Annotated in this window: 18 protein-coding genes; 11 read left to right on the top strand and 7 right to left on the bottom strand. The window is 72.2% G+C overall.

Going from position 1 to position 21,589, the window contains the following annotated elements:
* Nucleotides 1-29: 29 nt before the first annotated feature.
* From AB0A90_RS00200 to AB0A90_RS00190, 3 genes are all read right to left on the bottom strand, one after another.
* The gene (locus tag AB0A90_RS00200) at nucleotides 30-881 is read right to left on the bottom strand and encodes a hypothetical protein (RefSeq protein WP_357239098.1); all 852 of its coding nucleotides are present in this window, start codon (nucleotides 879-881) and stop codon (nucleotides 30-32) included.
* Nucleotides 882-1,207: 326 nt separating this feature from the next.
* On the bottom strand, nucleotides 1,208-1,633 hold the full coding sequence (locus AB0A90_RS00195) for an OsmC family protein (protein WP_357239095.1): 426 nt from the start codon (nucleotides 1,631-1,633) through the stop codon (nucleotides 1,208-1,210).
* Nucleotides 1,634-1,703: 70 nt separating this feature from the next.
* Nucleotides 1,704-2,669, bottom strand: coding sequence for a serine/threonine-protein kinase (locus tag AB0A90_RS00190; protein ID WP_357239091.1), 966 nt, complete (start codon nucleotides 2,667-2,669; stop codon nucleotides 1,704-1,706).
* Between the two features lie 188 nt (nucleotides 2,670-2,857).
* Here AB0A90_RS00190 and AB0A90_RS00185 point away from each other — a divergent pair, with 188 nt between their 5' ends.
* From AB0A90_RS00185 to AB0A90_RS00175, 3 genes are all read left to right on the top strand, one after another.
* Nucleotides 2,858-3,088 (top strand): hypothetical protein, encoded by a 231-nt coding sequence (locus tag AB0A90_RS00185; RefSeq protein ID WP_357239088.1) that lies wholly within the window; start codon nucleotides 2,858-2,860, stop codon nucleotides 3,086-3,088.
* 112 nt (nucleotides 3,089-3,200) lie between these two features.
* Complete coding sequence (locus AB0A90_RS00180; RefSeq protein ID WP_357239085.1) at nucleotides 3,201-3,947, top strand: response regulator transcription factor; 747 nt, start codon at nucleotides 3,201-3,203, stop codon at nucleotides 3,945-3,947.
* 31 nt (nucleotides 3,948-3,978) lie between these two features.
* A complete protein-coding gene (locus tag AB0A90_RS00175; RefSeq protein ID WP_357240631.1) occupies nucleotides 3,979-5,430 on the top strand; it encodes a HAMP domain-containing sensor histidine kinase in 1,452 nt (483 codons plus the stop codon).
* Nucleotides 5,431-5,453: 23 nt separating this feature from the next.
* On the opposite strand, the gene AB0A90_RS00170 is transcribed toward AB0A90_RS00175, so the two are convergent.
* Nucleotides 5,454-6,302 carry an arginase family protein gene (locus tag AB0A90_RS00170; protein WP_357240628.1) on the bottom strand — a complete coding sequence of 283 codons (849 nt, stop codon included), beginning with the start codon at nucleotides 6,300-6,302 and terminating at the stop codon, nucleotides 5,454-5,456.
* A 201-nt stretch (nucleotides 6,303-6,503) separates the two neighbouring features.
* On the opposite strand from AB0A90_RS00170, the gene AB0A90_RS00165 reads away from it, so the two are divergent.
* The 5 genes from AB0A90_RS00165 (at nucleotide 6,504) to AB0A90_RS00145 (ending at nucleotide 11,886) form a co-directional block, all read left to right on the top strand.
* Nucleotides 6,504-6,653 (top strand): hypothetical protein, encoded by a 150-nt coding sequence (locus tag AB0A90_RS00165; protein ID WP_007459587.1) that lies wholly within the window; start codon nucleotides 6,504-6,506, stop codon nucleotides 6,651-6,653.
* 17 nt (nucleotides 6,654-6,670) lie between these two features.
* Nucleotides 6,671-8,101, top strand: a complete 1,431-nt coding sequence (locus AB0A90_RS00160; protein ID WP_357240625.1) for a class I SAM-dependent methyltransferase — start codon at nucleotides 6,671-6,673, stop codon at nucleotides 8,099-8,101.
* Entirely contained in the window at nucleotides 8,094-10,145 is a 2,052-nt protein-coding gene (locus AB0A90_RS00155) for a sulfatase-like hydrolase/transferase (protein ID WP_357239082.1), read from the top strand. The genes AB0A90_RS00160 and AB0A90_RS00155 overlap by 8 nt, the downstream gene beginning before the upstream one ends.
* A 166-nt stretch (nucleotides 10,146-10,311) precedes the next feature.
* Nucleotides 10,312-11,595 carry a citrate synthase gene (locus AB0A90_RS00150; protein WP_357239079.1) on the top strand — a complete coding sequence of 428 codons (1,284 nt, stop codon included), beginning with the start codon at nucleotides 10,312-10,314 and terminating at the stop codon, nucleotides 11,593-11,595.
* A 105-nt stretch (nucleotides 11,596-11,700) separates the two neighbouring features.
* On the top strand, nucleotides 11,701-11,886 hold the full coding sequence (locus AB0A90_RS00145) for a hypothetical protein (RefSeq protein ID WP_357239076.1): 186 nt from the start codon (nucleotides 11,701-11,703) through the stop codon (nucleotides 11,884-11,886).
* A gap of 8 nt (nucleotides 11,887-11,894) precedes the next feature.
* On the opposite strand, the gene AB0A90_RS00140 is transcribed toward AB0A90_RS00145, so the two are convergent.
* From AB0A90_RS00140 to AB0A90_RS00130, 3 genes are all read right to left on the bottom strand, one after another.
* Nucleotides 11,895-12,674 carry an SDR family oxidoreductase gene (locus tag AB0A90_RS00140; protein WP_357239073.1) on the bottom strand — a complete coding sequence of 260 codons (780 nt, stop codon included), beginning with the start codon at nucleotides 12,672-12,674 and terminating at the stop codon, nucleotides 11,895-11,897.
* Nucleotides 12,675-12,760: 86 nt separating this feature from the next.
* On the bottom strand, nucleotides 12,761-13,405 hold the full coding sequence (locus AB0A90_RS00135) for a maleylpyruvate isomerase N-terminal domain-containing protein (RefSeq protein ID WP_357239070.1): 645 nt from the start codon (nucleotides 13,403-13,405) through the stop codon (nucleotides 12,761-12,763).
* Between the two features lie 216 nt (nucleotides 13,406-13,621).
* Nucleotides 13,622-14,893, bottom strand: a complete 1,272-nt coding sequence (locus tag AB0A90_RS00130) for a glycosyltransferase family 4 protein (protein ID WP_357240622.1) — start codon at nucleotides 14,891-14,893, stop codon at nucleotides 13,622-13,624.
* Nucleotides 14,894-15,377: 484 nt separating this feature from the next.
* Between AB0A90_RS00130 and glgX the strand changes: the two genes are divergently transcribed.
* The 3 genes from glgX to treZ are packed head-to-tail and all read left to right on the top strand — an operon-like array spanning nucleotide 15,378 to nucleotide 21,524.
* Nucleotides 15,378-17,495, top strand: coding sequence for a glycogen debranching protein GlgX (gene glgX, locus AB0A90_RS00125; protein ID WP_357239067.1), 2,118 nt, complete (start codon nucleotides 15,378-15,380; stop codon nucleotides 17,493-17,495).
* 1 nt (nucleotide 17,496) lies between these two features.
* Nucleotides 17,497-19,803, top strand: a complete 2,307-nt coding sequence (gene treY / locus AB0A90_RS00120; RefSeq protein ID WP_357239064.1) for a malto-oligosyltrehalose synthase — start codon at nucleotides 17,497-17,499, stop codon at nucleotides 19,801-19,803.
* The gene (gene treZ, locus AB0A90_RS00115) at nucleotides 19,800-21,524 is read left to right on the top strand and encodes a malto-oligosyltrehalose trehalohydrolase (RefSeq protein ID WP_357239061.1); all 1,725 of its coding nucleotides are present in this window, start codon (nucleotides 19,800-19,802) and stop codon (nucleotides 21,522-21,524) included. Before treY ends, treZ begins: the two co-directional genes overlap by 4 nt.
* Nucleotides 21,525-21,589: the final 65 nt, after the last annotated feature.

Genomic DNA, 21,589 nt, shown 5'->3' with positions numbered 1-21,589 from the left:
AGCGGTCGGCGCGGAGTTGAGCTGTCGGCTCAGGTGGTGAGCGCCGCCGCGACGGTGGACGCCCGATCCTCGTGCTGGGCGTACGCGTCGGGGTAGGCGGAGATCTGCACGGCCTGGGCGGCGGCGGTCACGCTCATGTCCTGCCAGCCGGGGATCTCGTTCAGCGCGCTGTAGAAGGCCCGCGCGGCGTACGACGGGCGCATCAGCTCGGCCACCGTGCCCCAGCCGCTGCTGGGCCGTTGCTGGAACAACCCGAGCGAGTCGTGGTCGGAGCCGCTGCCCTGGTTCGGGTAGTCGGCCGACTCGGGGAGGACGTCGCTGGCCAGGTTGTAGAGGTTGCTCTCCTGCATCGCGGTGGCCAGGGCCACCACCAGGGCGCGACGCGGCATCTTCATGTCCCGGCCGACGTCCACGATGATCTTCGCGTTGTCCATCTGTGCCTGGTCGAGACCGGCCACCGGACGGGGTCGGCGGGGCTTGACCGGCTTCTTCGGCGCCTTGCGGGCGACGGTGGGCGCGGGGGTCGGCGTCGCCGTCGGGCTGGGCAGGACCCGCGCGGGGGCGAGCTCACGGTCCAGCGACCGGGAGGCGCGCTCGTCGGCGATGGCGGCGCGGTCGGCCACCGCCTCGGCGAGCGGCTCCACCGAGCGGGCCGACTCGTCGTCGTTGCCCCGGGCGGTGGCGACCGCGACGAGGCTGAGACAGCAGGTGACGCCGGTGGCCAGGGCTACCCGGATCGGGGTCGAGCCCAGCAGGGGCCGCCGGGGCGGTTCGGGGACGCGGTGCCGGCCGATCGTCCGTTCGGTTGATGCGACATCGCCCGATGGGGTGCTCGGATGCGCGTCGGTCAGCTTCTGGTCGGAGGGGTCGTCGGGATGCACCTGACGAGGTTAAAGACCCAATTGCTCGAATTCGCCGGCCCGTGGGGTGGCCTGCGCCACAATTTGCCCCGATCCGGGGGATTTCCAGGGGCGAAGGTAGTGCAAGGCCTACCAACCTCGCGGATCGGGCCAGACCGGCATTTCCGATTGGCTGGGCGAAGGCGGTCAATTGACCGAGTCGCCGCGTCGAAGCGTGCCGTCTCGGGGGCCTCACCTCTTCGGGTGAGCCCCCCTCGACGGAACGGGCCAGTCCGGTCTGCCCGCCCGGTCCGCAGGGATAGAGGTCTCCCCACGCGTCGCCTGACGTTGAATCGTCCGGCCAGACCTCAGTGTCGACCGTTCTCCGCCGGCGTGACGGTCAGCCGATGCCGGCTCGTGTCGCCGCTGGAGAACGGCCAGAGCCGGTCCGCGTACTCCACCAGGTCGGCCAGTTGATCTCGGCTCAGGCCGGCGGACGAGATCGAGGCGTGCACGTCGGCCCGGTACAGCCCGTCGTCGTCGCGCCCCAGCTTCGCCTCCGCCCGCACCTGCACGGTGTGCGCCTCGTTGGTGATCTCCCCGGCCGCCTCCACCGCCGCGTGATGCAGGCAGGACGCGAAGGCGGCGGCCAGCAACTGCTCTGGTCTCAGCCCCGTGCAGTGCGCCGCCAGCGGCGAGGCCAGCGGGGTGGAGAGCCCGCCATCGTCGGTGCGTACGTGACCACCCTCGGCGGTCGCGGTGGCCTCACGCAGCCAGGAACTCTGATCCGGCATCGCGTTTCTCCCGTCGCTCGGCAGGTCGGCTACCCGGCCGCCGCCCGCCGAAACGCCCGTGCGCCCCCGGTCAGCGCCCGGAGGCCCCCTCCGGCTCGTCGAGCAGGACCACCGCCTCGGTCGCCTCGGTGGCGGCCCGTTCGGTCCATTCCGATGTCGGCACCGGCCGGCGGGGCGTCGGGGTCGTCATCGGGACGTACACCCGGGCGTCCACGGCCTCGGCCAGCAGCAGCGCCGCGACCATGCTGCTCGGGCGCAGCGCGGGATCGTCGGCCAGGCAGGAGCGGCACAACTCGGCCACCTCCGGCGGCAGCCCGTCGATCTCGGGCAGCGGCTCCGGTGGCTGACAGCGGCGTACGCCGAGCAGTTCGTTGAGGGTGGCCGCGTGGTACGGCAGACGGGCGGTGAGGCTGTAGTAGAGCAGGACGCCGAGGGCGTACATGTCGGCGGCGGGGGTGGCCGGCGCCCGCTCCAACTGCTCGGGCGCGAGGTAGGCCGGGGTGCCCAACACCATCCCGGTCGGGGTCGGATCGGGTGCGCCGGCGGGGACGGCGATGCCGAAGTCGAGCACCTTCACGCCCGACGGGGTGAGCATGACGTTCGCGGGTTTGACGTCGCGGTGCACGATGCCCTCGGCGTGCGCGGCGGCCAGCGCCGCGGCGACCTCCGCGCAGACCCGTACCGCGATCCGCCAGTCCAGCGGCCCGGCCCGCAGGTGCGCGGCGAGCGTCTCGCCCTCGGCCAGCTCCATCACGATGTAGGGCACGGCACGGCCCGGCCAGGTGGAGGCGGTGCCGAAGTCGTGCACGCTCGCCACGTTCGGGTGCACCAGGCGGGCGGCCGACCGGGCCTCCGCGCGGATCCGGTCCACCGGGCCGCCCTGGCGGTGCCGGCCGTCCTGGTCGTCCGGGCCGGGAAGGATGAGCTTCACCGCGACCGGCCGGTCCAGCACCTGGTCGTGCGCCCGCCACACCTCCGACATCCCACCCACACCGATGCGCTGCTCGAGCTGATACCGCCCGTCCAGTGTGCGCATCGACCACTCCTCGCCCTCGCTCCGCCGACGGCGGGTGCTCCGATCGCGGTACCCGAGCGTCAAGCTGGGCAAACCGCAGCGGTGTTCGGGGCGATCGGCGCTGCGCCGACGGTGGCGGGTGCGGTAGCTTGCGAGCCAGAGCCGGCGTCACCGATTGTGCCGGCACGGTCACCCGAGGGGGCGCCGCGATGAGCGAGGTCACCGTACGCTTCGTCGGCGGGCCCGCGGACGGCCTGGTCCGCCTGCTGCCGGCCGGGTCGGACGGCGCCCCACCGCAGCGCTGGATCATGCGGCACCCGGACGGCACCGGGCCGGTGCAGCCCGGCCCCGACCACCTCTACGAACGCGGCCAACCCGACGACGCGGGCGGTTGGAGCATGCGGTTCGTGCGCACCGACGCGTACGGGGTGTCCGAGTGACCACGAGGCGGGGCTGACGGTGGTGAGGCCGGCGTCCCGTCGGGTCGACCGCACAGCTGGCGCACAGCTCCCGCAGGGGCGTGGCACAGGCGTCGCGGCCACGATGGGACCCATGGGCACCAACGGGCAGGCCGCGCTGAGCCGGATCGAATTGCGTCGTCCCGACGGCGAGCCCGTCCGGGTGCTGGTGGTCGACGACGAGGCGACGCTCACCGACCTGCTGTCGATGGCGCTGCGCTACGAGGGCTGGCAGGTCCGCAGCGCCGGCGACGGCATGGCGGCGTTGAGCGCCGCCCGACAGTTCCAGCCGGACGCCGTGGTCCTCGACGTGATGCTGCCCGACCTGGACGGCTTCCAGGTGCTGCGCCGGCTGCGTGAGCACGCCCCCACCGTCCCGGTGCTCTTCCTGACCGCCCGCGACGCCGTCGAGGAACGCATCGCCGGCCTGACCGTCGGCGGCGACGACTACGTGACCAAGCCGTTCAGCCTGGAGGAGGTGATCGCCCGGCTGCGCGCGCTGCTGCGCCGCTCCGGCTTCGCCGTCGCCGCCCGGGAGGACGCGGTCCTCACCGTCGGTGACCTCAGCCTGGACGAGGACAGCCACGAGGTCCGCCGGGACGGCCAGCTGATCACCCTCACCGCAACCGAGTTCGAGCTGCTGCGGTACCTGATGCGCAACCCGCGTCGCGTGCTCAGCAAGGCGCAGATCCTCGATCGGGTGTGGCACTACGACTTCGGTGGCCAGGCCAACGTCGTGGAGCTGTACATCTCGTACCTGCGCAAGAAGATCGACGCCGGTCGCGCGCCGATGATCCACACGCTGCGCGGCGCCGGCTATGTCCTCAAGCCCGTCGAGTAGCCGCCACCCCCTGCGGGCCGTCCGCCGGTGGCTGGCCGGCCGCTCCCTGCGTACCCGACTGGTGTTTGCCCTTCTCGCGCTGCTGGCGGTGGTCAGCGTCGCCGTCGCCGGCCTGACCACCGTGGCGCTGCGGCACGTCCTGATCGACCGGCTGGACGCCGAGTTGGCGCCCGCCACGGTGATGCGGGGTGACCGCCCGGGACGGCCGGCGTTCCCGGGCAGCGGCCCGGCCATCCCACCCGGGTCCCCGTCCGGCACGGTGGTCGCCGAGATCACCGACGGCCGGGTGACGAGCGCCCGGACCCTGACCAAGAGCCCGTCGGGCGACGACCCGTTCCCCGACGAGCAGACCGTCGCAGTCGGGGAGGTCGCCGCACTGGCGGACCTGCCGGTCGACGCCACACCGCGCACCGTCGACCTGGGCGCCCGCGGCGACTACCGGGCCGTGGCCCGGCAGTACTGGGACGGCCGGGTACGCGTCGTCGCCGTCCCCCTGGCCGGGGTGCGGGAGACCGTCCAGCGGCAACTCGCCGCACAGGCCGCGGTGGTCGCCCTCGGGCTGCTCGTCGCGGGCGCCGCCGGGGCACTGATCGTGCGGGTCACGCTGCGCCCGCTCAGCCGGGTGGCCGCCACCGCCACCCGGGTCACCGAACTGCCCCTGGACCGCGGCGAGGTGGCACTCGCCGTCCGCGTCCCGACGGCGGACACCGATCCGCGTACCGAGGTCGGCCAGGTCGGCGCGGCGCTGAACCGGATGCTGGGCCACGTCGCCGACGCGCTGTCCGCGCGGCAGGCCAGCGAGACCCGGGTACGCCAGTTCGTCGCCGACGCCAGCCACGAGCTGCGTACGCCCCTCGCGGCGATCCGCGGCTACGCGGAGCTGGCCCGGCGCGGCCGCGACGAGGTTCCCGCCGACGTGGCGCACGCGCTGCGCCGGGTGGAGTCGGAGAGCACCCGGATGACCAGCCTCGTCGACGACCTGTTGCTGCTGGCCCGCCTCGACTCCGGTCGCCCGCTCGCGGCGGACCCGGTCGACCTGACCGCCCTGCTGGTGGACGCGGTCAGCGACGCGCACGTCGCCGGCCCCGACCACCGCTGGCAGCTCGGCCTGCCCGAGGTGGCGATCCGGGTGCCCGGCGACGCCGCGCGACTGCACCAGGTGGTGGCGAACCTGCTCGGCAACGCCCGGGTGCACACCCCGCCCGGCAGCACGGTGGTCACCACGTTGGCCGTCGACGCCGACAGCGCCGTGCTCACCGTCGCCGACGACGGACCCGGGGTGCCGCCGGAGCTGCGACCGGAGATGTTCGAACGGTTCGCCCGCGGCGACAGCTCCCGGTCCCGGGAGCACGGCAGCACCGGCCTCGGCCTGGCGATCGTGGCGGCCGTGGTGGAGGCCCACCACGGCACGGTCGCGGTGGACAGCCGCCCCGGCCGGACCGTGTTCACCGTCCGGTTGCCCGGTCCCAGCACGGACACCTGATCGGTCCGCGCGGACACCCTCGGTCAGCCGCGCAGCACCTCGGCGAGGACCTCGACGACGCGTCGCGTGGAATGTCCGTCGGGGTCCTCGTCGGTGTTCAGGTCGGTCACGCTCATTCCGAGCAGCCGGTCGGCACGGGCCAGCGGGGTGACAAGCGCGATCAGGTCGGCCCAGCGCAACCCGTCCGGCTCGGGGTAGGTCACCGCGGGCAGATCGCGTGGATCCACCACGTCCAGGTCGAGGTGCAGCCAGGCCGGCCCGTCAGAGTCGGTGGCCAGGCCCGCCCCGACCGTCGCGGCGCCTCGGCGCAGCACCTCGGCGGCGTTCACCTGGCGGATCGCCGGGTCGATCCGGGCCGCCTCGACCCGGCTGCTCTCGTCGGTGGCCGGGCGGTGCCCGAGCAGACAGACGCGGCTCGGCGCGATCAGCGTGCCGTCCGGGCCGACGGCGGCGGCCGGGCCGTGCCCGGTGACCGCCGAGAGGTCCATGTCGGCGGCCTCGCCGGTGGGGGAGGTCGCGCCGTCGAGGAAGTCCGGGTGGGCGTCGACGAACCACAGCTCGGTTCCCGGCGGCAGGGCACGGCAGATGCCGGGCAGGATCGCGCAGTCCCCGCCGAGCACCAGCGGTCGGTGGCCGTCCGCCAGGAGCGCGCCGACCCGCGCGGCGATCGCGCCACCGGCCCGGACCAGGCCCGCGGCGCCGATCACCCCGCTGGCCGGGTCCCGGACCGGGTCGCGCAACCGGGCATCGTCGATCTGCCCGTCGTCGTCGGCGGACAGGGCGTCGATCAGGCCGGCCCGGCGCAGCGCGGCGGGGGCCCGTTCCTCGCCGCGCCCAGCGCCGGAGGAGTCCAGCGGCGCGTCCACGATCATCCAGCGCACGTCCGCAGCGTACCGGTGCGGTCGGGCGTTTCGACCACATTCTGTGGCGAGGCTGGGAGTACGCCGATGTGCCCGCGACGGCGATGACGAGCGGCGTACGGTGTGGGACAAGTCCGGCTTTCTGGGTCAAAAGCCTCACCGGTATTGCGGCCGGGACGCCGGTGTCGAAACGGCGAGCGCAAGGAGCGATCGGTGATACATCTGGCCTACCTGGACGCGGGATCCGGCAGCCTGATCGTGCAGGCGGTCGTCGGCGGGGTGGCCGGCGCAGCGGTCGCCGCCAAGCTCTACTGGCGACGCCTCGTCGACCGGTTCCGCCGGCAACCGACCGACCAGCGGTGAGCGGACCGGTCCCGACGATGGCGATCTCACCCACCGAGGTACGACCCGAGCCGGCCTCCTTCCGCGACCCCGCCAACCGCGTCTTCCACGTCGGCGACGAGGTGCTGCGCGGGCTGGACCCGCAGGCCGCCGAGCACTGGCGTGCCCTCACCGGCAGCACGTTCTTCCCGGCCCTGGTCGCCGCCCGCAAGGTCTGCGCCACCGAGGACGCCCCGTCGACACTGGTGCCCGCCGCGACCGGCGCGCCGTGGGCCGCCGTGCTGCGCCACGAGCGCATCCCGTTCGTCTCCCACCCGTACGAGTGGTCGTTCGGCATGCTGCGCGACGCCGCCCTGCTGCACCTGGAGATTCTGCACGCCGCGCTCACCGACGGCTTCACCACCAAGGACGGCTCGGCGTACAACCTGCAGTGGCGCGGCGCCGAGCCGGTCTTCATCGACATCGGCTCCTTCGAGCCGGTCCACGACGGCGAGCCGTGGGCCGGTTACCGGCAGTTCTGCCAGACCGTGCTCTACCCGCTGATGCTCACCGCCCACCTGGGCGTCGACTTCCAGCCCTGGCTGCGCGCCCGGGTCGACGGCATCGAGGCCGACGAACTACGGCCCCTGTTCGGCGGGACCCGTCGGCTGCGCCCCGGCGTGCTGACCCACCTGCACCTGCACGGCGCCATGCAGCGCCGCAACGCCGCCGCCAGCACCACCGACGTCCGCGACCAGCTCCGGGCCGCCGGCTTCTCCCGGGAGTTGCTGCTGGCCACCGTACGCGGCATGCGGAAACTGGTCCGTAAGCTGGACCACCGTCCGGCGGAGACCCACTGGTCGGACTACCAGCAGACCTGCGGCTACTCGGCCCGCGACCGCGTGGCGAAGGAACAGTTCGTCGCCGCCGCGGTGGCCGCCGGCGCCCGCCCCCGCCTGGTGCTCGACCTCGGCGCCAACGACGGCCGGTACTCCCGACTCGCCGCCGGGCACGCCGACTACGTGGTCGCCGTCGAGCAGGACCCGGCGGTGGTCGACCAGTTGTACCGGACCCTGCGCGCCGAGGGGCAGCGCCGGATCCTGCCGCTGGTGCTGGACCTCGCCGACCCGTCGCCCGGCGGCGGCTGGCGGGGCGTCGAGCGGGCCGGCTTCGCCGAACGGGCGTCCGCCGACGTGGTGCTCGCCCTGGCCGTGGTGCACCACCTGGCGATCGGGCGCAACGTGCCGCTGCCGGAGGTCGTCGACTGGCTGACCGGGCTGACCGCGCCCGGCGGCGCGGTCGTGGTGGAGTTCGTCGACCCGCAGGACCCGATGGCGACCCGACTGCTCGCCAACAAACCCGCCGGCCTCTTCCCGGACTACCGACGCGACACGTTCGAGGCGTTGCTCGCCGCCCGGGGCCGGATCACCGACCGGCTGGAACTGCCCTCGGGCACCCGCACGCTCTACCGGACGGTGGTGGGTGGCTGACCCGGCCGCCCACCCACCAGCCCCGGACGCCCGGTCGCGACCGGCCGCCACCCGCTGGTACCGGGGCTGGCGGGGCGAGCTGGGCCGGCTGCTGGAGGTGGTCGCCCTGGTCGGGCTGGTCGTCACCCAGCCCCTGCTGGACGTACTCGGGCGCAGCCCCGACTTCTTCCTGTTCCACCGTGCCGACCCGGCCCAGATCCTGCTGCTGACCGCCCTGGTCGCGGTGCTGCCCACGACTGCGGTGGCCCTGCTCGGCGCGCTCAGTCGACTGGCCGGCCGGACCGCCCGCGCCCTCACCCACACCGGCCTGGTCGGGCTGCTGCTCGCCGCCCTCGCCGTGCAGGTGGGCCGGCACGTGACGCCGCTTCGGGGCGTACCCCTGCTGCTGGTGGCCGTGCTGGCCGGTGCCGGCGGCGCGGCCGCGCACCGGCGGTGGCGGGCGCCGGGCCGGGCGCTGCGACTGGCCGCCGCCGGGCCGGTGGCGTTCGTGGCGCTGTTCCTGCTCGTCTCACCCACCTCGGCGGTGGTGCTGCCGCGCGGCGACGGCGGCGCGGCCGGCACCGCGCAGGGCACCGGCGTACACCCGCCGGTGGTCATGCTGATCCTCGACGAGCTGCCGCTGGTCAGCCTGCTCGGGACGGACGGACGGATCGACGCCACGCGGTACCCGCACTTCGCCGAGCTGGCCGCCGGCTCGACCTGGTACCGCAACGCCACCGGGGTCAGCGGCTGGACGCCCAACGCGCTGCCCGCCATGCTCACCGGCCGGTACCCGGCGAAGCCCGTCGCCCCGCACTACTCGCAGTACCCGGACAACATCTTCACCGCCTTCGGCGGCCTGTACGACATCCGCGCCGAGGAGAGCATCACCCGACTGTGCCCGCCCAGTCGCTGCGAACAGGCGGTCGCCCCCGAACAGGGGCTCGGCGTGCTGGCCCGGCAGACCGGCAGGCTGCTCGGCCAGCTCGCCGGGCCGACGGAGAGCGCCGTCGACCCGGAGGACTCCTACCGGGAGCAGACCCGGGCCGAGGCCGGCCTGGACGCCGCCGAGCCGGTGCCGGCCGACCCGACGTTCCGCTGGGACAGCCTGGACGACAACCAACCGGCCCGGTTCACCACCTTCCTGGCCGGGCTGAAACCGACGTCCCGGCCCACCCTGCACTTCCTGCACCTGCTGATGCCGCACTCACCGTGGGCCTACCTGCCCTCCGGGGCGCGCTACGACGCCCCCGAGGACCTGCCCAACGACGGCGCCGGCTGGATCGACCTCGCCCGGCAACGCCACCTCGCCCAACTCGGCTACACCGACCGGCTGATCGGCGAGACCCTGCGGACGCTGCGCGCCAGCGGCCTCTACGACCAGGCCCTCGTCGTGGTCACCGCCGACCACGGCGTCAGCTTCCGCCCCGGCGCGCAGGGCCGGGGCATGGACGCGATCAAGGCCGCCGCCGGTGAGGTCGCCTGGGTGCCGACGTTCGTCAAGGAGCCGCGGCAGCGGACCGGGCGGGTGGACGACCGCAACTGGGAACACGTCGACCTGCTGCCGACCGTCGCCGACGAGGCCAACCTCCGGCTGCCCTGGCCGGTCGACGGCCGCTCCGCCCGGCAGGCCCCCCGCGCCGACGGCACGAAACACTTCTACGACCGCCCGGGCGTTCCGGTCACCTTCCCCGGCGGGGTGCCCGCCCCACCGCCGCCGCCGACACCGCACCCCCTGGTCGGCACCGAGGTGCGCGCCGGACCGGCCGGCGGCAACGCCCGGGTGGCCGACCTGGCCGCGTTCACGGCCATGGACCCGGACACCGGCACCCTCCCGGCGCTCGTCTGGGGCGACGTCCCGGACCGGATCCCGGACGGCACGCTGCTGGCGGTGGCCGTCAACGGCCGGATCGGGGCGGTCGTCCCGGTGGTGCCGCCCGACCCCGGCGGTCGTCGGTTCGCCGCGTTGCTCACCGACGACAAGCTGTTCCACGCCGGTAGCAACCAGCTCGACGTCTACCAGGTCGCGACGGACGGTACGCTGCGACGCCTCGCACTGTCCTGAACCGGTCGTCCCGCCCACCGGGAAGCCGGGTTTCCCGGTGGCCCGGTCGGGAATCGGGTGACGCATACCTCACCGCCGAACCACGGCGGGCGTTGTCCCCCGAGCCGCAATTACGGTAGAAGCGAAGGCAATTCAACGTAGATCTGCCGGCGAAGCGAGGAACCACATGACGGAAGTCAAGCTCGATCACCCCGGTGGGCAGCTGTCGATGCCGGTACACCCAGCGGTCGACGGCCCCGCCGGTATCGGGGTGAGCAAGCTGCTGAAGGAAACCGGGATGACGACATACGACCCCGGTTTCGTCAACACCGCGGCCGCCTCATCGGCGATCACCTACATCGACGGCGACGCGGGGATCCTGCGGTACCGGGGATACCCGATCGAGCAGCTGGCCGAGAAGTCCTCCTTCCTGGAGGTCTCGTACCTGCTCATCTACGGTGAGCTGCCGACCGAGCAGCAGCTGACCGAGTTCACCGAGTGGATCCGGCGGCACTCGCTGCTGCACGAGGAGATGCGCCGCTTCTTCGACGGCTTCCCCCGGGACGCCCACCCGATGGCGGTGCTGTCGTCCGCGGTGAGCGCCCTGTCGACGTTCTACCAGGACAGCCTGGACCCGTTCGACTCCGAGCACGTGGAGATCTCCACGGTCCGGCTGATGGCGAAGGTCCCCACCATCGCCTCGTACGCGTACAAGAAGTCCATCGGGCAGCCGCTGCTGTACCCGGACAACTCGCTGGGGTACGTGGACAACCTGCTGCGGATGACCTTCGGCGTGCCGGCGGAGCCGTACGAGGTCGACCCGGTGATGTCGAAGGTGCTGGACATGCTGTTCGTCCTGCACGCCGACCACGAGCAGAACTGCTCCACCTCGACCGTCCGCCTGGTCGGCTCCAGCAACGCCAACCTGTTCGCCTCGGTCTCCGCCGGCGTGAACGCGCTGTTCGGCCCGCTGCACGGCGGTGCCAACCAGGCGGTGCTGGAGATGCTCCAGAAGATCCACGCCGGCGACGACGACGTCCGCTCCTTCGTCCGCAAGGTGAAGAACAAGGAGGACGGCGTCAAGCTGATGGGCTTCGGCCACCGGGTCTACAAGAACTACGACCCGCGGGCGGCGATCGTCAAGAAGGCCGCGCAGGACGTGCTGGGCCGGATGGCCAAGCCCGACCCGCTGCTGGACATCGCCATGGAGCTGGAGGAGATCGCCCTCGCCGACGACTTCTTCGTCTCCCGTCGGCTCTACCCGAACGTGGACTTCTACACCGGCCTGATCTACAAGGCCATGGGCTTCCCGACGAAGATGTTCACGGTGCTCTTCGCGCTCGGCCGGCTCCCCGGCTGGATCGCCCAGTGGCGCGAGATGATCAGCGACCCGGAGACCAAGATCGGCCGTCCTCGGCAGGTCTACGTCGGCGCGCCCGAGCGGGACTACGTCCCCTTCGCCGAGCGCTGACACCCGCTCCTCGCTTCACCAGCAGGCCGTCGACCCCTTTCGGGTCGGCGGCCTGCGGCCTTTCCCGGCGCTGATCGGGCCGGGCAGTTGCTGTTCGTCCAGCGCATGCACATGGCGCTCAACGGCGTACGGCTGGTCGCCGTGGGCGTGCTGCTGGCCGGCATCCCGCTCGCGGCCCTGGTGCCGCCGCTGGCCGCGCTCGCGCTGCTGGTGCTGATCGTCGCGGCGCTGATCGTCGTGGACACGGTCCGACACACCGACCTACGCCAGCAGCTGCGGGGGAGCAGCTGAGGAAGGCGCTAGACGACGGGGAGTTCACCGCCGTCGACTGCCAGGCTTGTTCCGGTGACCCACTGCGCCCGGTCCGACACGAGGTAGGCGACCGCCTCGGCGATGTCGCGTGGGTCTCCGGGACGACCCAGGGGGATGCCCGCCGTGGTGGCGGCGAGCGCGACGTTCATCGCGTCGGCGAAGTTCTGGCGGATCGCGTCGGCGCCCGGGGTGAGCACGTTGCCGGGGATGATCGTGTTGACGCGGATTCCGGCAGGCGCGAGCTCGCTGGCGAGCGCTTTGCCGTAGGTGTTGAGGGCGGCCTTGGCGGCACCGTAGTGCGCCAGCGGCGGCGCCGGCGTGAGCGCCGCTCCGGAGGAGATGTTGACGATCGCGGCGCCCGCCCCGGCCTCGCGCAGCGCCGGCAGCACCGCGTTGTTGACGCGCACGGCGGACAGGTAGTTGAGGTAGAGCGCGTCGAGCCATTCCTCATCGGGGATGGATGAGATGCCCCCGAGGTGAGCACGTGCCGCCGCCGCGTTGTTGACCACGATGTCGACGCCGCCGAGTGTGTCGAGCGCCGCCGCGGTGAAGGCCTGCACGCCCGCGAGCGTGCCGATGTCGCCCTGAATGAAGGTGGCGGCCTTCGGTGTCTCGTCGGAGGCGTTGCGCGCCGTGGTGACGACTGTCGCGCCACCGTCGAGCAGCCGCTGGACGATGGCCGCGCCGATCCCACGACTGCCTCCCGTGACGATCGCGCGCTTGCCGGCGAACTCAGTGGAGTCGGGTGAGGTGACGGTCCTGTACATACGGTTCACCGTAATGGACAAAATTCCGGATTCGGGCCGATGCCTCAGAACGGCGCACCCACGGCGGCCGCGCCCAAGCCCAGGCGTCAGAAGGCGGAGATGTCCTGTGCGCGCTCGCTGCGGCTCAGGGCGCTGATCAACGCGGACTGACCCCGGCGGCGTACGGCCAGGCGCACCAGCAGGTCGCGTACCGGATCGAAGACCTCCGCGGGGAAAACTGGCGTGGGTACGCCGACGCTCACCGCCAGGTCATCGGAGTGGACCACGATCTCCAACTGGCGGGTGAGCAGGAAGTCGCCGCGACGCAGCGCCCAGCCCTGCCACGGGATCGGCACGACGTCACGAGCGCCACCTCCGGAGAGCAGATCGCCGACCTCCTCCACCGCCTGCGCGGAACGGCCGTGCAGGTCCTCCGGCCCGCGGACGGCGTCGGCCTCGTCGTTGCTGGAGGCGACGGTGCCCTTGTCCGGGGACCCCTCGGAGACCCAGGAGGCCCGCTCGTAATGGTTGTCGGCCGACTGCAACACGGGCAGGTCGGTCGGCATCGGCAGCAGCTCCGCCGCACGGACCGCCTGACGTCCCAGGTGGCACGCCAGACCACCCACGGACAGGTGCGGCAGGGCGCTCGGGCTCGACCACCGCCCGGTCACCTCGGCACGGTGGATCAGGTCCAGCGCGATCGAGGCGGCGATCGGAAAGCTGGCGTCCAGGGCGTCGACAGGGCGAGACATCCGCACATTCTGACAGGCGCCGGCCGGTCGGGCTGGCGTGCGCCGACCGACCGGTGCCGAGCGGCGCGGTGCCGGCTGGCGCGGCGTGATCGACTCGGCTTCCGGGACGTCGGGGTGTCGCGGGCGCTGGGACACCCCCACGTCAAGGAAACCGAGTCGATCAAGCGCCAGGCCGTCGATCACGCGCAAACGGGCCAGGCCGCCGATCACGCAGCGTCAGCGCAGGCCGGCGGCGGCGAGCAGGTTGCCCTCGGGCAGCGCCGGAAGCGCCCGGCCCTGGGACATGCGCTGCTCGGCGCGTTGGGAGGTGAACGCGGCGTCGGTGGCGATGGCGGCGGCGTAGCTGGCGGCGGTGCGCTGGGCGATCGCCGACCAGCCGTACTGGTCGTGGACCATCCGGCGGGCGCGGCGGGCCATGACGCGCGCCCGGTCGGGGTCGGACAGCAGCGCGTCGATTGCGTCGGTGAGTCCGTCGGGGTCGTGCGGGCGGAAGGTCATCCCGGTCACGCCCGGCTCCACGATCTCGCCGAGGCCACCGGTGGCGGCGACGGCCAGCGGTGCGCCGGCTGCCGCGCCCTCCAGGGCCACCATGCCGAACGGCTCGTAGATGCTCGGCACGGCGAAGCAGTCGGACGCGGCCATCAACGCCGGCAGGTCGGTGCCGCCCAGGAAGCCCGGCATGGTGACCATCCCGCCGAGGCCGCGGCGGTGCACCTCGGCCTCCAACTCGGCGCGGTACGGGCCGTCGCCGGCGATCACGGCGCGCAGCCCGGGGTGCCGCTCGCGCAGCCGGGGCAGCGCGGCGATCAGGTGCTGGACGCCCTTCTCGTAGACGAGGCGGCCGGCGAAGGTGATGAGCGGGCCGTCCCCGGCGAACCGGGCGCGGGCGGCGGCCACCGCGCGGGCCGGCACCCGCCAGCGGTGCGGCTCCACGCCGTTGGCGACCACGTCGACCCGGGCGGTCGGTACGTCGAACAGGGCGTTCACCTGCTCACGCATGTACCCGGAGCAGACGATCACCCGGCCGGACTCACTGGTGAGCCACTGCTCGACGCCGTGGATGGTGCGGTTCATCTCCTCCGGCAGCCAGCCCTGGTGCCGCCCGGCCTCGGTGGCGTGGATCGTGCTGACCAGCGGGATGTCCAGGTGGTCGCGCAATGTCATCGCGGTGTGGGCGACGAGCCAGTCGTGGGCGTGGATGACGTCGTACGAGCCGGCCTGGGTGGCACGCAGCGCGGTGCGGGTGAGGGTGTGGTTGAAGGCCATGGTCCAGGCCAGCAGCGAGTCGGTGGCGAGGGGGAAGGTGACCGGGTCCTCGGGGGCGCGCAGGACGCGGACGCCGTCGGCGTACTCCTCCATGGGCGCGCCCTCGGTGTGGCGGGTGACGACGGTGACCTCGTGGCCGGCGGCGGCGAGGGCGACGGAGAGCGCGTGCACGTGCCGGCCGAGGCCGCCGACGAGCACCGGCGGGTACTCCCAGGACAGCATCAGGATGCGCTGGGTCTGCGGGGGCACCCCGGCGCCGGGCTGCGCCGGCACGGCCGCGCCGGGCTGCGCGGTGAGACCGGGCTGGGTCGGGAGCGGGGACCGGGAGGTCAGGGTGGGCCGGTGGGCCCGGTCCTTGGTGGCTGTGTGCTGCTCGTCGACCCGCAGGGTCACATCAATCTCCGTCCATGCATGGTGGTACGCCGGCGTCAGTGGCGGCGGAGTGAGGTGTAAGGGGTGGCCGAGTGGCCTGGCGGAACACGCGCGAACGCTTGTCCCCGATCAAGGAAAGGGCATCGCGCCCGAGAACGCACCTCAAAAAGGGTCATCGTGACGGAGGACACCTGAGGGTGTTGCCCGCATCAGACGGGCGGATTTCCGTCACCGCCTGAAAGGATGGATTGGCGCTGCCGGGCGGGGGGCAATACCTGCGTGCGCGCGGGCATGCGTCGGCCGGTGCGGGCACAACCATGGTCTAAGGAGCAACATGCAGGTCTGGCCGGGCGAGCGGTACCCCCTGGGCGCCACCTACGACGGGATGGGCACCAACTTCGCCATCTTCTCCGAGGTGGCCGACAGGATCGAGCTCTGCCTTTTCGACGAGTGGGACACCGGCGCGGAACGCCGCGTCGAGCTGCGTGAGGTGGACGCCTACGTGTGGCACGCGTACCTGCCGGGCATCGAGCCGGGGCAGCGCTACGGCTACCGGGTGCACGGCCCGTACGACCCGGCCAACGGGCTGCGCTGCAACCCGCACAAGCTGCTCCTCGACCCGTACGCGAAGGCCATCGACGGTGACGTCCAGTGGGACCCGGCGGTCTACGACTACGACATGAACGAGCCGGAGACGATGTCCGAGACCGACTCGGCGCCGTTCATGCCGAAGTCGGTGGTGGTCAACCCGTACTTCGACTGGGGCAACGACAAGCCGCCGCGCACCCCTTACCACCACTCGGTGATCTACGAGGCGCACGTGCGCGGGCTGACCATGCGCCACCCGGACATCCCGGAGGAACTGCGCGGCACGTACGCGGGCATCGCCTCCCCGCCGATGATCGACTATCTGACCCGGCTCGGGGTGACGGCGATCGAGCTGATGCCGGTGCACCAGTTCATCCACGACAACCGCCTCGTCGACCTCGGGCTGCGCAACTACTGGGGTTACAACACCATCGGGTTCTTCGCCCCGCACCACGGCTACTCGGCGCTGGGCCGCACCGGCCAGCAGGTGCAGGAGTTCCGGGGCATGGTCAAGGCGCTGCACGCGGCCGGCATCGAGGTCATCCTCGACGTGGTCTACAACCACACCGCCGAGGGCAACCACCTCGGCCCGACGCTGAGCTTCAAGGGCGTGGACGCCCCCAGCTACTACCGGCTCAGCGAGGAGGACCGCCGCTACTTCGTCGACTACACCGGCACCGGCAACAGCCTCAACGTGCGCAGCCCGCACTCCCTGCAACTGATCATGGATTCGCTGCGCTACTGGGTGACCGAGATGCACGTCGACGGTTTCCGCTTCGACCTGGCGGCCACCCTGGCCCGCGAGTTCTACGAGGTGGACCGACTCTCCACGTTCTTCGAGGTGGTGCAGCAGGACCCGGTGGTCAGCCAGGTGAAGCTGATCGCCGAACCGTGGGACGTCGGCCCCGGCGGCTACCAGGTGGGCAACTTCCCGCCGCTGTGGACGGAGTGGAACGGCAAGTACCGCGACACCGTGCGGGACTTCTGGCGTGGTGAGCCGGCCACCCTCGCCGAGTTCGCGTCGCGGATCTCCGGTTCCGCAGACCTCTACCAGGACGACGGCCGCCGCCCGTTCCACAGCATCAACTTCGTCACCGTGCACGACGGATTCACCCTCAACGACCTGGTGTCGTACAACGACAAGCACAACGAGGCCAACGGCGAGGACAACCGCGACGGCGAGAGCCACAACCGCTCGTGGAACTGCGGCGTCGAGGGCGACACCGACGACGAGGCGGTGCTCGCCCTGCGCGCCAAGCAGCGGCGCAACTTCCTGGCCACCCTGATGCTGTCGCAGGGCGTGCCGATGATCGGCCACGGCGACGAGTTGGGCCGCACCCAGCACGGCAACAACAACGTCTACTGCCAGGACAGCGAGCTGGCCTGGGTCGACTGGGACAACGTCGACGAGCAGCTGCTGGAGTTCGTCCAGACGTTGACCGCGTTCCGCAAACGGCACCAGGTGTTCCGCCGTCGCCGGTTCTTCACCGGCCTGCCGGTGAACGGGCGCGGAATCGACGAGCCGCTGCCCGACCTGGCCTGGCACACCCCGGACGGGCGGGAGATGACCGGCGAGGACTGGGGCAACGACTTCGGCCGTTCGGTGGCGCTGTTCGTCAACGGCGAGGGCATCCGCGAGCGCGGCCAGTACGGCCAGAAACACCACGACGCCTCGTTCCTCCTCTGTTTCAACGCCCACGACGCGCCGCTGGACTTCACCATGCCCGGCAGCGAGTACGGCCAGAAGTGGGAACGGGTGATCAGCACGGCCGAACCCGAGCCGGGCGACGCCACGGTGATCAGCGCGGGCGGCACCATCCGGGTGCCGGACCGCTCCCTCGTCGTGCTGGAGAGGACGATCTGACATGCCGGCCACCCCTCCGAAGGCCACCTACCGCATCCAGGTCCGCCCCGGCTTCGACCTGGACGCCACCGCCGCGATCCTCGACTACCTCGCCGACCTGGGCGTCAGCCACCTCTACACCGCCCCGCTGCTGACCGCCACCCCCGGTTCGCAGCACGGCTACGACGTGGTCGACCACCGGGCGGTCAACCCGGAGCTCGGCGGCGAGGCCGCCCGGCAGCGACTGCTGGGCGCGCTGCGCGCCAAGCAGCTCGGCCTGGTCGTCGACATCGTGCCCAACCACGCCGGTGTCGCCGTACCACCGGCCAACCCGGCCTGGTGGGACGTGCTGCGCCGGGGGCGCGACTCGTCGTACGCCGACTGGTTCGACATCGACTGGGACCGGGGCCGGCTGCTGCTGCCGGTGCTCGCCGACGACCCGGCCGCCCTGGACGACCTCAAGGTGGTCGACGACGAGCTGCGCTACCACGAGCACCGCTTCCCGATCGCCGACGGCACCGGCGACGGCACCGCCCGCCAGGTGCACGACCGGCAGCGCTACGAGCTGGTCTCCTGGCGGCGCGGTGACGCCGAGCTGACGTACCGCCGGTTCTTCGCCATCGCGGGCCTGGCCGGCCTGCGCGTGGAGGACCCGGCGGTGTTCGCCGCCACCCACGAGCTGATCCTGCGCTGGGCCGCCGCCGGGGAGGTCGACGGCATCCGCGTCGACCACCCGGACGGCCTGCGCGACCCCGGCGGCTACCTGACCCGGTTGCGGGCCGCCGCGCCGGACGCCTGGCTCGTGGTGGAGAAGATCCTGGAGTACGGCGAGGAGCTGCCGGACTGGCCGGTGGACGGCACCACCGGTTACGAGGCGCTGGCCGCGGTCGGCGGGCTGTTCGTCGACACCGACGCCGAGGGCGACTTCACGGTGCTGGACACCCAGCTCGTCGGGCGCCACACCTCCTGGGAGGACCTGACCCACGCCACCAAGCTGGCCGCCGCCACCGGGCTGCTCGCCGCCGAGCTGACCCGGCTGGCCGCGCTCGCCCCCGAGGTGCCCACCGAGCAGGCCCGCGTGGCGCTCGCCGAGCTGGCCGCCGCGTTCGAGGTCTACCGGGGCTACCCGCCGCACGGCGCCCGGCACCTCGCCGCCGCCCGCTCCGAGGCCGGCCGCCGCCGCCCTGACCTGGCCGGCGCCCTGGACGCGATCACCCGCCGACTGCGCGACCCCGACGACGAACTGGCGCAACGGTTCCCGCAGCTCACCGGCGCGGTGATGGCCAAGGGTGTGGAGGACACCGCGTTCTACCGGTGGACCCGGTTCGTGGCGCTCAACGAGGTCGGCGACAGCCCCGCCCACTTCGGGGTGCCGCCGGCGGAGTTCCACCGCTTCGCCGCCGCCCAGCAGGTCCGCTGGCCCGCCACCATGACCACCCTCTCGACCCACGACACCAAACGCGGCGAGGACGTCCGCGCCCGACTCGCCGTGCTCAGCGAGCTGCCGGGCCGCTGGGCCGAGCAGGTCAAGACCTGGACGGAGTACGCGCCGCTGCCCGACCCGGCGTTCGCCCACCTGCTGTGGCAGACCGCCGTCGGCGCGTGGCCGATCGAACGGGAACGGCTGCACGCGTACGCTGAGAAGGCCGCCCGGGAGGCCGCGGCCTCGACCAGTTGGGCGGACCCCGACCCGGCCTTCGAACAAGCCATGCACGCGCTCATCGACCGGATGTACGACGACCCGAGCCTGCACGACGAGCTGACCGAACTCGCCGCCGCCATCACCCCCGCCGGCTGGAGCAACTCCCTCGGGCAGAAACTCGTGCAACTGACCATGCCCGGCGTCCCGGACACCTACCAGGGCACCGAGCTGTGGGACAACTCCCTCGTCGACCCGGACAATCGGCGCCCGGTCGACTTCGACGTACGCCGAGAGCTGCTGGCACGCCTCGACGCCGGCTGGCGTCCCCCGATCGACACCGACGGAGCGGCGAAGCTGCTCGTCGTGTCGCGGACCCTGCGGCTGCGGCGGGCGCACCCGGAGCTGTTCACCGGCTACCGGCCGGTGCCGGCGCACGGGCGGCTGGGCCGGCACGCGGTGGCGTTCGACCGGGGCGGCGCGATCACCGTCGCCACCCGCCTGCCGCTGGGCCTGGCCCGCGCCGGCGGCTGGTGCGACACGGCCCTGTCACTTCCCGTTCACGAGATGAAGGACCTGTTCACCGGCCGGGTCTACAGTGGTGGGGAGACCCCTCTGGACGACCTTCTGTCCGACTATCCCGTCGCACTGCTGGCTCCACCCACCGCTGCCGTGGAGGCTGCGTCATGACCGAATTCTCCGTGTGGGCACCGGACGCCACCCGCGTGCGGCTGCGCCTGACCGGTGACGCCGACCACGAGATGCGCGCCGCCGCCGACGGCTGGTGGCGCGTCGACGTCCCCAACGCCGGCCTCGACTACTCCTTTCTGCTGAACGACGACGAGACCCCGCTGCCCGACCCCCGGTCACCGTGGCAGCCTGCTGGTGTGCACGGTCCCAGCCGCCGCTACGACCACTCGGCCTTCGCGTGGTCCGACACCTCGTGGACCGGCCGGCAACTGCCCGGCAGCATCCTCTACGAGCTGCACATCGGCACCTTCACCCCGGAAGGCACCTTCGACGGGGCCATCGACCGCCTCGACCACCTGGTGTCGCTGGGCGTCGACCTGATCGAGCTGCTCCCGGTCAACGCCTTCAACGGCGAACACAACTGGGGGTACGACGGCGTCTGCTGGTACGCCCCCCACCAGCCCTACGGCGGCCCCGACGGCCTGAAACGGTTCGTCGACGCCGCCCACGCCAAGGGGTTGGGGGTGATCCTCGACGTTGTCTACAACCATTTCGGGCCCTCCGGGGCCTACGCGCCGCAGTTCGGCCCCTACCTGGCCGAGCAGAGCAACAGTTGGGGCCGCTCGATCAACCTGGACGGCCCGCACTCCGACGAGGTACGCCGCTACATCATCGACAGCGTGCTCATGTGGCTGCGCGACTACCACGTCGACGGCCTCCGCCTGGACGCCGTGCACGCGCTGCCCGACTCACGGGCGGTGCCCATCCTGGAAGAGCTGGCCATTGCCGTCGAGTCGCTGTCGACGCACGTGGGGCGGCCGTTGTCGCTGATCGCCGAGTCCGACCTCAACGACCCGCGGCTCATCACGCCCCGGGAGGCGGGCGGGTTCGGGCTGCACGCGCAGTGGAACGACGACGCGCACCACGCGCTGCACACTCTCCTTACCGGGGAGCGGCAGGGGTACTACGGGGACTTCGGCTCCTTGGAGACGCTGTCTGACGTGCTGACGGGTGGGTTCTTCCACGCGGGGACCTGGTCGAGCTTCCGTAACCGTCATCATGGGCGGCCTCTGGATTCCCGCGTCCCGGGTCATCGGCTCGTGGCGTACTTGCAGAACCACGATCAGATCGGGAATCGGGCTACCGGGGATCGGATCTCGGCTTCGCTGTCGCCTTCGCTGCTCCGTGTTGGGGCTACGTTGCTGTTGACGGCTCCGTTCACTCCCATGCTGTTCATGGGGGAGGAGTGGGCTGCCTCTACGCCTTGGCAGTTCTTCACCTCGCATCCGGAGCCGGAGTTGGCGTCTGCGGTGCGGACCGGGCGGCGGCGGGAGTTCGCGTCGCACGGGTGGCCGGAGGGGGATGTGCCGGACCCGCAGGACCCGGAGACGTTCACGCGGTCGCGGTTGGACTGGGCGGAGCTGGACAAGCCGGAGCATGCTTCGATGCTGGCGTTTTACCAGCGGTTGATTGAGCTGCGGCGGTCCTGCCCTGATCTGTCGGATCCTCGACTGCAGGCGGTGTCTGTGCAGCATGGGGATCAGTTTTTGGTGATGCGGCGGGGGGACACGCTGGTTGTCGCCAACCTGGCTGGGCGGGGGCAGGGGGTGTCGCTGCCTGGGGTGGCTCGACGGGTGCTGCTGGCTACCGGGGAGGGGGTCACCGTGATGCGGGACCGGATCCAGTTGCCGGCGGAGACTGCGGCGATTGTTGCTCTATAAAGTGCACGTACTTTAGGCCCGGCTGCTTGTGCTCTTGACGAGCTGCCGTCTTGCCGCAGCCGTCA

It is taken from the genome of Micromonospora sp. NPDC049204 (genome assembly GCF_040647935.1).
Classification (GTDB): domain Bacteria; phylum Actinomycetota; class Actinomycetes; order Mycobacteriales; family Micromonosporaceae; genus Micromonospora.
This window is presented reverse-complemented; position numbering and strand designations above follow the sequence as displayed.